Consider the following 10,712-nt stretch of genomic DNA (forward strand, 5'->3'; position numbering starts at 1 on the left):
CCCCGGCGGCGCGGGGGGGGGGGCCGCGCGCCCGCGGCCCCCGCCCCCCCCCCCCCCGCCGGCGCCGTCGGATCGCTCGGCTGCTGCCTGTGCTGCGCCGGCACGGGATGACGGTGGTCGGCCTGGTGCTGCTGGTGGCCGCCGTCTGGGTGGTGCAGCACGAGTTCCGCAACCTCTCGGTCGCCGACATCCGCGCCGCGCTGGCGGCGATCCCGAACGCCGTGCTGTGGCAGGCGGCGGGCTGGACGCTGCTCGCCTATGCCGTGCTGACGATCTACGACCGGCTGGGCAGCGTGTATGCGGGGCACCCCGTGAGCTATGCGCGCACCTCCCTGGCGTCCTTCTGCGCCTATACGCTGGCCCACAACCTCGGCTTCGCGGCCGTGTCGGGGGCGGCGGTGCGCTATCGCTTCTACGCGGCCTGGGGGCTGCCGCCGCTGGCCATCGCCAAGGTGGTGGCCTTCACCAGCCTGACCTTCGGCCTGGGCGGCTTCGCGCTCGGCGGCCTGGTGCTGGTGCTGGAGCCCGAGGTGGTTCCGGGCCTCGGCGAGCATGTGCCGCACTGGATCATGCGCGGGCTCGGCTTCGCCTGCTGGGGCATCGTGATCGCCTACATCACCATGTCGCGGGTGCGCAGCCATGTCGTGCTGTTCAGGCATCGCGTGGACCTGCCGGGCTTCCGCATGGCGCTGGCGCAGACGGCGCTGGCCAGCGTGGATGTCGCGGTGACGGCGATGATCTTCTACGCGCTGCTGCCGGCGGCGCCGGGGCTCACCTTCCTGCATTTCCTGGGCATCTACATCGCGTCCTACCTCGCGGGCATCGCCGCCAGCCTGCCGGGCGGCATCGGCGTGTTCGACACGGCGATCGTGCTCGGCCTGCAGCCCTGGCTGACGGCGCCGGAGGTGATCGGCGCGCTGCTCGTGTTCCGGCTCTACTACTACGTGGTGCCGCTGTTCATCGCGGGCGCGCTGTTCGCCGGATTCGAGGTGCTGCAGCGCCGCCAGGCGCTGGCGAAGCTGGCTGCCGAGCAGCGCGTGGCCGATGCGCTGGAAGTGCCCGCGATCGCCAGCCTGGTGGGGCTGGCGGGCACGGTGCTGATCTTCCTGGGCGCGCTGCCGACCAACGGCAGCCCGGTGGCGGAATGGGCGGGCTACGAGGCGGCGATCGCCTCGCACTTCGCGGCCTCGGTGGTCGGCTCGCTGCTGCTCGCGACGGGCTATGGCCTGATCCGGCGGCTGACCATCGCCTGGGGCCTCGGCATCCTGCTGCTGCTGAACGGCGTGCTGATCTGCCTGCTGCGGCAGGAGCCCTGGTGGCTCTCCGGCGCCTTCGTGCTGGTGGCGGTGATCCTGACCGCGATGCGCAGTGCCTTCTATCGCGATGCGCGGCTGTTCCGGGAGCCGCTGGCGGGCAGGACGCTGCTGGCGCTGGCCACCGTGGGCTTCTGCGCGATCCTGCTGGCCGCGATCTCCTATGGCGGGCGCGTGGGCGACGAGAGCTGGGTGGCGGTGGTGGTCTCGCCCATGGCGCCGGACAGCCTGCGCTTCACGGTGGGCGTGGCGGCCGTGCTGCTGCTGGTCGGCACGGTGCGGCTGCTGCGGCCGGTGAAGCACCGCCCCGCCGAGTGGACCGAGGAGACGCGCGCGCGGCTGCGCGCCCTGGGCGGCACGGCGCCGGAGCATGCCGATGGCGCCGTGTTCGGGGAGGCGGGGCGCGCCGGCTTCGCCTTCGTCAAGCGCGACGGCGTGTGGCTCGCGCTCGGCGATCCCGCGGGGGAGGAGCGCGACCGCATCTCCGCGATCTGGCGCTTCCGCGACATCTGCGAGCGCGCCGGCGTGGATGCCGCCTTCTGGCGCGTCACGCCGGCGCTGCTGCGCGTCTATGGCGACATCGGCCTGACCGCCTTCCCGCTGGCGCCGCCGCCCCCGGGCGAGCCGCAACGCTACCTGGCCTGCCGCGCGGAGAAGGACCTGGAGCAGCTGATGGCGCTGCTGCCCGCGCAGGAAGCGAGCGGCGCAGCGCGGCGGTAGCCCGCCGCCCGGCGCCTGACGGCACCCGACAATCCACCACGCGCGGCTCGGGTCACTGCCGCCGGGCGCACCCTGTCTGAGGCGCGCAAGCCAAGGCCGCGGAGCGGCCGCCCGGCGCCTGAGGGCACCAAGAATCAACCCGCCGCTTGAGGGCACAAAATCACTGACTCGCCCACACGATGCGGTGCATGAACTGCAGCTCGTCCAGGCCGAAGGTGAAGCCCGGATGCGCGGGGTTCAGGCTCGCGAGCTCCACGCGCCGCGCCGACTGGCGCAGCAGCTCCTTCGCCATCACCTCGCCACCCTTGGTGCGCACCACCACGCGGTCGCCGCGTCGCACCGGCGCGGCGGGGCTGACGATCACCACATCGCCGTCGCGGAACACCGGCTCCATCGAATCGCCGCTGATCTCGAGCGCATAGGCGTTCGGATCGGGCACGTCCGGCACCGAGATCTCGTCCCATCCCGCACCCACGGGATAGCCGCCATCGTCGAAGAACCCTTCCGCGCCGGCCTGCGCCAGGCCGATCAGCGGGATGCGCCGGCCGGGCATGGCGCGGCCGCGCGGCAACGCAGGCGCGCCGGTGACGAGCGAGGCGAAGCCCTCGATCCCGGTGCCGGTCGCGGAGAGCACCTTCGCGACGCTTTCCGTGGACGGCCAGCGGGAGCGTCCGTCCGGGCCGGTGCGTTTCGAAGGGTTGAAGGCCGTGGGGTCGAGACCGGCCTTGCGCGCCAGGCCCGAGGCCGAGAGCCCATGCTCGGCCGCCAAAGCGTCGATTGCCCGCCAGACATCCTCATGCCGCATCATCGAAGCCGGACCCCTTCGCGAATCGGCGGCGATGCCGCGATTCCTGTGGCCCTCACATCCTAGGTTTGGTGTCACGATGCAATAGGAACTTCTACCTTGCAACCGAAGGTGGAGTCGATTAACCTCCCGATGTTCCCGTTTCGTTCGGAACTGAAGGAAGGACTGCCCATGCCCCTCGTCCCCGGCCGCGCCCCCGTCCTCGCCTCGCTCGCCAAGTCCGAGCCTTTCGCCAGCGCCGAGGAAGCCTGGTTCTGGACCATGGCCGCGCTGATCGCCCGCCGCGACGGCGCCCGCCTTTCCGCCGCGCGCGGCGTCGTGGTGCGGCCCTGCGAGCCGGACGACGTGGTGAAGTGCCTCGACCGGCTCTATCGCCAGCGCCGGATCGAGCTGCACCACGCCCGCATCCTGCGCATCTGGGGTGAGCGCGGGACGGCGCCCAATCCGCGCTTCGCCAGCGAGCGCGGCGACCTGCGCCTGTGGCGCGAAGCGATGGAGCGGCTGGATTTCCCGCTGCGCCAGAAGGGCATCGTCGCCGGCCCGCCGCGCGGCATGGCGCTGCCCGAGGGGGCGGAGGTGATCCCCTTCCCGGGCGCGCGCGCATGACGCGCCTGGCGCATCGCCGCCTGGCGGAGCACGGGCCGGGGCAGGCGGTGTGGATCGCCTTCGGCGGCGAGGCCGACCAGCCCTGGCTGCGCCTGCTGCGCCGCGGCTTCCGGCATTGCTTCGCCGCGATCGCCGACGAGGCCGGCTGGACGGTGCTGGAGCCGCTCTCCGGCCGGCTGCTGGTGGCGCGGCTGCCGGTGCCGGCGGAGTTCGACCTGCCGGGCTTCTATCGGCGCGCCGGGCTGGCGGTGGTCGGACCCTTCGCCCCCGGCGGGCCGCGTGGCGGCTGGCTGCCGGCGCTGGCGCCGCTGACCTGCGTGGCGCTGTGCCGCGCGGTGCTGGGCGCGCACGCGCCGCGTGCAGTCACGCCCTATGGCCTGTTCCGGGCGCTGGAGCTGCGCCGGAAGAATTTCGCAGAATTAGGAAAAAAGTCTTGACCGGCCACGCGACCTGAGCTATCCAGGCCTGGCCACGGGGCGAATTGCGTCCCGGGCGACTTCCTCCCGCCTCCCGACTGGGCCCGTCCGGCATCGCCGGGCGGGCCTTCTTCTTGGGACGGGCAGGACCGCTTTCCGTTCCTCCAGACCGAAGGATCCGCGCATGGGTGGGGTGTTCCGCGCGCCAAGGCCGGTGGTGATCGAGGCCCCGCCGCCCGAGGCGCAGGCCGAGAGCGTCGCGCAATCCAACGCGCAGAGCGCCGCCGCCGCCGAGGACGCCGCGCGCGAGGCGCGCCAGCGCGCCGCGGAGCGCGCGCGCCGCGGCATCGCCGGCACCATCGCCACCAGCCCGCGCGGCGTGCTGGCGCCGCTGCCGGCCTTCGCGCAGCGCAAGACGCTGCTCGGGGAGTGAGGGCCATGGGACCGGAGGAGATCCTGGCGCGCCATGCCCGCGCCGCTGCCCGTCGTCGCCCGCTGGAGGCGACCTGGCAGGATTGCTACGACCACGCGCTGCCGGCGCCCGGCGCCGCGCCGCTGTTCGACGCGACGGCGGCGGACGCGGCGGAGCAGCTCGCAGCCTCCCTGCTGGCCGAGCTCGCGCCCCCCTGGTCGCGCTGGTTCGACCTGGCGCCGGTGCGCGACAACGAGGACCCGGCCATCGCGCGCAGCCTCTCCGCGGTGGCGGAGACGCTGCAGGCGCATCTCGACCGCTCCAACTTCGCGCTGGAACTGCACCAGGCCTTCCTCGATCTCGTCGTCGCCGGCACCGGCGTGATCAGCATCGAGGAAGCGCCGCCGGGCGAGGGCTCCGCGCTGCGCTTCCGCGCCGTCCCGCTGCAGGAGGCGGTGCTGGAAGAAGGCGCGGGCGGGCGGCTCGACACCGTGTTCCGCAGCCTGCGCCTGACCGAGGACGAGATCCGCGCGCGCTGGCCGCAGGCCGACCTGCCGCGCCGCCGGCGCGATGCGGCTGAGGAGCCGCCGAAGCTGCGCGTGGTCGAGGCCGCCTGGCCCGATCCGCAGCTGGGCCATCGCTTCGCGGTCGTCCTCGACCGCGACGACGGCGCGCCGCTGCCGCTGGCGGAGGGGCGCTTCGCCGAAAATCCCTTCGTCGCCTTCCGCTGGCTGAAGCTGCCTGGCGAGACCTATGGCCGCGGGCCGGTGGCGAAGGCGTTGCCGGACATCCGCACCGCCAACAAGGTGGTCGAGCTGATCCTGAAGAACGCCTCCATCGCCGCGACGGGGATCTGGCAGGCGGAGGACGATGGCGTGCTGAACCCGGCGACGATCCGCCTGGTGCCTGGCGCGATCATCCCGAAGGCCGCCGGCTCCTCCGGCCTCACGCCGCTGGCGGCGCCGGGGAATTTCGACGTCTCGCAGATCGTCCTGCAGGACCTGCGAACGCGCATCCGCGGCGCGCTGCTCGCCGACCGCATCACCGCCGCCGAGAAGGCGCCGATGACCGCGACGGAGGTGCTGGAGCGCGCCGCCGCGGCCGCGCGGCTGCTGGGCGCCACCTATGGGCGGCTGCAGGCGGAGCTGCTGACGCCGCTCGTCGCGCGCTGCCTGGCCGTGCTGCGAAGGCGGGGCGAGGTGCCGCCGGTGCTGCTGGACGGGCGCGAGGTGCGGCTCGTCTATGCGTCGCCGCTGGCGCGGGTGCAGGCGCGCGCGGATGCCGCCGACACGCTGCTGTTCCTGGAGGCTGCGGCGAAGATCGGCGGCGAGGCCGCGGCGAGCCTGGACGCGGGCGCCGCGGCACGCTGGCTGGCCCGCACGCTTGGCGCGCCGCCGGAAATCCTGCGGCCAGAGCCACCGCGGACCGGAACAACCAACTTTCAGGAGTGAGCCCCGCATGACCGAGGATCTTTTGGACATGAGCGCCGCGCAACAGAACTCACCTGCGCAGGAGATCGATGTGCCGGAAAAATTCCGGGACCCGGCGACCGGCGCGCTGCGGGTCGAGGCGCTGCTGAAATCCTATCTGGAGCTGGAGCGCGCGATGTCCCGTCGCATGGCGCCGCCCGGCGAGGATGCGCCGGAAGAGGATCGGCTGCGCTGGCGCCGCGCCATCGGCGTGCCCGAGGCGCCGGAGGGCTACGCGATCGAGCCGAAGCACGAGCTCTGCGGCCCGGACGAGGAGGTGAACCGCCGGCTGCACGAGGCCGGCTTCACCTGCCGCCAGGCGCAGCTGGTCTATGATCTGGCCGCGGAGCGCCTGCTGCCGCTGATCGCCGAGGCCGCCGCCGAGTTCGAGGCCGGCAAGCAGCGCGAGAAGCTGAACGCCGAATTCGGCGGCGAGGACCGCTACCGCCGCCTGGCGCCGCAGATCGCCGCCTGGGGCCGCGCCAACCTCTCCGAGCCGGTCTTCGCCGCCCTGGCGACCACGGCGGAGGGCGTGCTGGCGATGTACCGCATGATGGGCGCGAAGGAGCCGCCGCTGTCGCGCGACGCCACCGCCGAGACCGCGCCGGACGAGGCCGAGCTGCGGAAGATGATGCGAGATCCGCGCTACTGGCGCACGCGCGAGCCCGCCTTCGTGCAGCGCGTGACCGACGGCTTCCGTCGCCTGGTCCACGACAAGGGCTGACGCCCTCGGCGCCTCCCGCGCTTGCCGCGGTCGCGGCGCCGTTCCCGCCGCGCGCGCTTCCCCTCGTGCGTGGCGGTCGCGGGGCGGGTGACGCCGGCGCCTTCGGCACCGCCATCCGCCCCGCACGAATTCGCCCGCAGACACACCCGCGCAACGGGCCTGCGGGCCGCGCGGCACGCCGCCTGCCCGATCCGGCCAACGGGCGCCGCGCCGCATCCCGCAACCTCATCCAGAAGGCAGAACGCGCTCCATGAGCACGCAGATCGACGCCGTCTTCACCAAGCAGTTCCAGGCCGAGGTGCACGAGGCCTATCAGCGGCAGGGCTCCAAGCTGCGCAAGACGGTGCGCAGCAAGACCGGTGTCAACGGCACCTCCACCTTCTTCCCCAAGGTCGGCAAGGGCGTGGCCGCCGCCAAGACGCGCCACGGCGCCGTGCCGGTGATGAACCTGGAGCATGCGCAGGTCGAGTGCATCCTGCAGGACTACTACGCCGGCGACTGGGTGGACCGGCTGGACGAGCTGAAGACCAACCTCGACGAGCGCGAGGTGATCGCCAATGCCGGCGCCTATGCGCTCGGCCGCAAGACCGACGAGCTGGTCATCGCCGCCTTCGACACCGGCACGCGCGAGGCGGTCGGCACCGCGCCCGGCACCACGGACAGCGACGGCCTGACCAAGGCGAAGGTGCTGATGGCCTTCGAGATGCTCGGCGCGTCCGATGTGCCGGATGACGGCAACCGCTATGCCGTGGTCGGCTGGAAGCAGTGGTCGGAGCTGCTCGAGATCGAGGAGTTCGCCTCGGCCGACTATGTCGGCGCGGAGGAGCTGCCCTGGCGCGGCACGCAGGCGAAGCGCTGGCTCGGCGCGATGTGGATGCCGCATTCCGGGCTGACCAAGGTGGGCGCGCTGCGCTACTGCTACTTCTACCACCGCACCGCGGTGGGCCATGCCGCGGCGGCCGAGGTGCAGACGGACGTCACCTGGCATGGCGACCGCGCCGCGCATTTCATCGCCAACATGATGAGCCAGGGCGCGGTGCTGGTGGACGACACCGGCGTCGTGCGGATGCGCGCCTTCGAGTAGCGCAGCCTCTCCCTACCCCCGCCTCGTTCTCCCTCCCCCGCTTGCGGGGGAGGGTCGGGGTGGGGGCCATGCGCCGCCCCTCCAGCCAGCGGAAACGAGAGAAAATGTCACTCACCGCCCTCGCGCTCTGCTCGCGCGCGTTGCTGCGCCTCGGCGCCCAGCCGATCGCCTCGCTCACCGAGGGCACCGCGGAAGCGGAGGTCGCGGCGAATCTCTACCCCGGCATCCGCGACGCGCTGGTCTCGGCGCATCCCTGGTCCTTCGCCACGGGGCAGGCCGCGCTGGCGCGCCTCGCCGCGGTGCCTGTCGCCGATTTCGCCAACGCCTTCCAGCTTCCCGCCGGCTTCCTTCGCGTGCTCTCCGCGGGCCAGGGCGGCCGCGGCCGCGGCATCCCCTACCGGATCAATGAAGGCAGGCTGCACGCGGATGCGGAGGCGGTGACGCTCACCTACATCTTCCGCCCGGACGAGAGCGCCTTTCCACCCTTCTTCGCCGCGGCCCTCGTCGCGCGGCTCGCGGCCGAGTTCTGCCTGCCGCTGACCGAAAGCGCCTCGCGCTCCGAGGTGCTGTTCCGCCTGGCGGAGCAGGAGCTGCGCCAGGCGCGCCTGGTGGACAGCCAGCAGGATACGCCGCGGGCGATCGAGGGCTTCCCGCTTGTTGACGTGCGGGGCTGAGCGCGATGCCCGCCGCCACCCGCCGCATCAAGGCCAGCTTCGCCGCCGGCGAGCTGGCGCCCGAGCTCTATGGCCGCGGCGACCTGCGCGCCTTCGACAATGGCGCGCGCCGCCTGCGCAACGTGGTGATCCAGCCCACCGGCGGCGTCGCGCGCCGGCCCGGCCTTCGCCACGTCGCGGCGCTGCCCGGCCCGGCGCGCCTGATCCCCTTCGAGTTCAATACCGAGCAGACCTATCTGGTCGTCCTCACCGCCGGGCTGCTGCAGGTCTTCCGGGACGACGTGCCGGTGGCCGCGCTCGGCGGCCCCTGGACCGCCGCCATGCTGCCGCAGATCGCGTTCACGCAGAACGCCGACACCCTGTTGCTGTTTCATCCCGACATGTTTCCCAAGCGGGTCACGCGCACCAGCGACGTGAACTGGACGATCGCCGACTTCGACTTCGTCCGCCCGCCCTTCCACCTGTTCACGCCGGGCGTCGCGATCCAGGCCAGCGGCACCAGCGGCACCGTCACCCTGACCGCGGCCGGCGACGTGTTCCGATGGCAGCACGTGGGCGCGCGCTTCAGGATCGGCGGGCGCCGCGTGATGATCACCGCCGTCGCCGGGGTCAGCCAGGCCACCGCGCTGGTGGAGGACACGCTGGCGGACACCAACCCGACCATCGACTACACCGAGGCGGCGTTCAGCGATGCGCGCGGCTGGCCGGTGTGCGGCTGCTTCCACCAGGCGCGGCTGGTGCTGGGCGGCTCGCGCGATCTGCCGAACCGGCTCTGGCTGTCGCGCACCGGCGATCTCGGCGATTTCGATCCCGGCAGCGGGCTCGATGACGAGGGCATCGAGTTCGCGCTGCTGTCGGACCAGGTGAACGCGATCCGCGGCGTCTTCTCCGGCCGCCACCTGCAGGTCTTCACCTCGGGCGCCGAGTGGATGGTCACCGGCGATCCGCTGACGCCGGCCTCGATCCAGCTCAGCCGTCAGACCCGCATCGGCAGCCCGGTGGACCGCATGCTGCCGCCGGTGGACGTGGATGGCTCCACCGTCTTCGTCGCGCGATCCGGCCGGGCGGTGCACGAATTCGCCTATACCGATGTGGGCGACGCCTATCAGGCGAACGACCTGGCGCTGGTGGCGCGGCACATCGTGCAGGCGCCCGTCTCGATGGCCTACGACCAGGCTCAGCGGCTGCTGCACCTGGTGATGGCCGATGGCGCGATCGGCACGCTGACGCTCTATCGCGCGGAACAGGTGATCGCCTGGACGCGGCAGGAGACGCAAGGCGCCTTCCGTGCGGTCGGCGAGATCGACGGCCGCGTCTTCGCCGTCGTGGAGCGCGCGGGCACGCACCGGCTGGAGCGCTTCGACGCGGCGCTCGGCCTCGATGCCGCGCTCGCCGGCGTCGCGACGGCGCCGCAGGCGTCCTGGGCCGGGCTCGATCACCTCGAGGGCCAGGAGGTCGAGATCCTGGCCGATGGCGCGCCGCGCGGCAGCGCGGTGGTGGCCGCGGGCCGCGTGCTGCTGGATCCGCCGGCGGCGAGCGTCAGTGCCGGCCTCGCCTACACGCATGTGATCGAGCCGCTGCCGCCGCAGCTCGCCCTTGGCGCGGGCGCGGGCGCGGCGCCGCTGCGGCTGGTTTCCGCCACCTTCCGCCTGCTGGCGACGCCGGCGCTGTCGGTCGATCTCGGCCGCGGCCTGCAGCCGGTGCCCTTCCGCCGCCTGGACACCGCGGTGCTGGACGCCGCGCCGGCTCCCTTCACCGGCGACGTGACGCTGCGCGCGCTCGGCTGGCGGCGCGACGCGCTGGCGCCGCTCTGGCGCGTGGAGGGCGACGCGCCGCTGCCGCTCACGCTGCTGTCCGTCACGACCGACACGAGGATGAACGATTGATGGCACAGATCGCCCCCATCGCGACGCTGCTCGGTGCCGGCGCGTCGCTCTACGCCACCACGCGGCAAGCCCGGCTGCAGTCCGCCCAATCGCGCGAGCAGGCCGACGCGGCGCGCGCGCAGACCGAGGCGCGCAACCAGCAGGTCGCGGCGCAGCAGGCCGCGGAACAGCGTGGGCGCGAGGCGCGGCTGGCCGGCACCGTGGCCGCCGCGCGCGCAAGGCTGGCCGCTGGCGGCGTGCAGCCTGACGAAGGTTCGGCCGCCGCGCTCACCGCCGGCTTCCAGCGCGATGCGGCGGCCGCGCAGGCGGATTCCGACGCCCTCTTCGCCGCGCGCCTCTCCGCCGGCCGGCGCAGCCTGCTGAACGACGACGGATCGCTCACGCCGTGGCTCCGCGCGGGTGCGACCTTCGGCAACACGCTGCGGAATCTTTTGGACTAGAGCAGCGCCCGTTCGAGTGGAACCGCTCCGCGGTTCTGCCGAACGGGCATAAGCTGCTCTAGAATCGTTGTTTCTAGAGCACGACCTTCCGATCGACAGGTTGCAGTGGGTGGGGACGTGGGCTTGCGCCCGGCGCGCGGCCGCCCGCCCGCCCCGCGCCGCC

The 10,712-nt window shown here is 73.1% G+C and carries 11 protein-coding genes; 10 read left to right on the forward strand and 1 reads right to left on the reverse strand.

Going from position 1 to position 10,712, the window contains the following annotated elements; all coding sequences use genetic code 11:
• A partial coding sequence (locus tag AC1MIR_RS10535; protein WP_480028116.1) for a lysylphosphatidylglycerol synthase domain-containing protein occupies nt 1-2,033 on the forward strand: 2,033 nt, incomplete at its 5' end.
• Between the two features lie 160 nt (nt 2,034-2,193).
• On the opposite strand, the gene AC1MIR_RS10540 is transcribed toward AC1MIR_RS10535, so the two are convergent.
• Nucleotides 2,194-2,838: a S24 family peptidase gene (locus AC1MIR_RS10540; RefSeq protein WP_480028742.1), complete on the reverse strand. Its 645-nt coding sequence runs from the start codon at nt 2,836-2,838 to the stop codon at nt 2,194-2,196.
• A 171-nt stretch (nt 2,839-3,009) separates the two neighbouring features.
• On the opposite strand from AC1MIR_RS10540, the gene AC1MIR_RS10545 reads away from it, so the two are divergent.
• The 9 genes from AC1MIR_RS10545 to AC1MIR_RS10585 all read left to right on the forward strand — a co-directional run bounded on the left by AC1MIR_RS10545 (nt 3,010) and on the right by AC1MIR_RS10585 (nt 10,549).
• Nucleotides 3,010-3,444: a hypothetical protein gene (locus AC1MIR_RS10545; protein WP_480028117.1), complete on the forward strand. Its 435-nt coding sequence runs from the start codon at nt 3,010-3,012 to the stop codon at nt 3,442-3,444.
• Nucleotides 3,441-3,881, forward strand: a complete 441-nt coding sequence (locus AC1MIR_RS10550; protein WP_480028118.1) for a hypothetical protein — start codon at nt 3,441-3,443, stop codon at nt 3,879-3,881. Before AC1MIR_RS10545 ends, AC1MIR_RS10550 begins: the two co-directional genes overlap by 4 nt.
• A gap of 163 nt (nt 3,882-4,044) precedes the next feature.
• Nucleotides 4,045-4,293: a hypothetical protein gene (locus AC1MIR_RS10555; protein WP_480028119.1), complete on the forward strand. Its 249-nt coding sequence runs from the start codon at nt 4,045-4,047 to the stop codon at nt 4,291-4,293.
• 5 nt (nt 4,294-4,298) lie between these two features.
• A complete protein-coding gene (locus AC1MIR_RS10560) occupies nt 4,299-5,723 on the forward strand; it encodes a portal protein (protein ID WP_480028120.1) in 1,425 nt (474 codons plus the stop codon).
• A gap of 7 nt (nt 5,724-5,730) precedes the next feature.
• Nucleotides 5,731-6,465, forward strand: coding sequence for a capsid assembly protein (locus tag AC1MIR_RS10565; protein WP_480028121.1), 735 nt, complete (start codon nt 5,731-5,733; stop codon nt 6,463-6,465).
• 250 nt (nt 6,466-6,715) lie between these two features.
• On the forward strand, nt 6,716-7,549 hold the full coding sequence (locus tag AC1MIR_RS10570) for a phage capsid protein (RefSeq protein WP_480028122.1): 834 nt from the start codon (nt 6,716-6,718) through the stop codon (nt 7,547-7,549).
• Nucleotides 7,550-7,653: 104 nt separating this feature from the next.
• Nucleotides 7,654-8,223 carry a phage connector family protein gene (locus AC1MIR_RS10575; RefSeq protein WP_480028123.1) on the forward strand — a complete coding sequence of 190 codons (570 nt, stop codon included), beginning with the start codon at nt 7,654-7,656 and terminating at the stop codon, nt 8,221-8,223.
• A 5-nt stretch (nt 8,224-8,228) separates the two neighbouring features.
• Complete coding sequence (locus tag AC1MIR_RS10580) at nt 8,229-10,109, forward strand: phage tail protein (protein WP_480028124.1); 1,881 nt, start codon at nt 8,229-8,231, stop codon at nt 10,107-10,109.
• Nucleotides 10,109-10,549 (forward strand): hypothetical protein, encoded by a 441-nt coding sequence (locus AC1MIR_RS10585; protein WP_480028125.1) that lies wholly within the window; start codon nt 10,109-10,111, stop codon nt 10,547-10,549. Before AC1MIR_RS10580 ends, AC1MIR_RS10585 begins: the two co-directional genes overlap by 1 nt.
• Nucleotides 10,550-10,712 lie beyond the last annotated feature (163 nt).

Source organism: Falsiroseomonas sp. RANM36 (assembly GCF_056682175.1).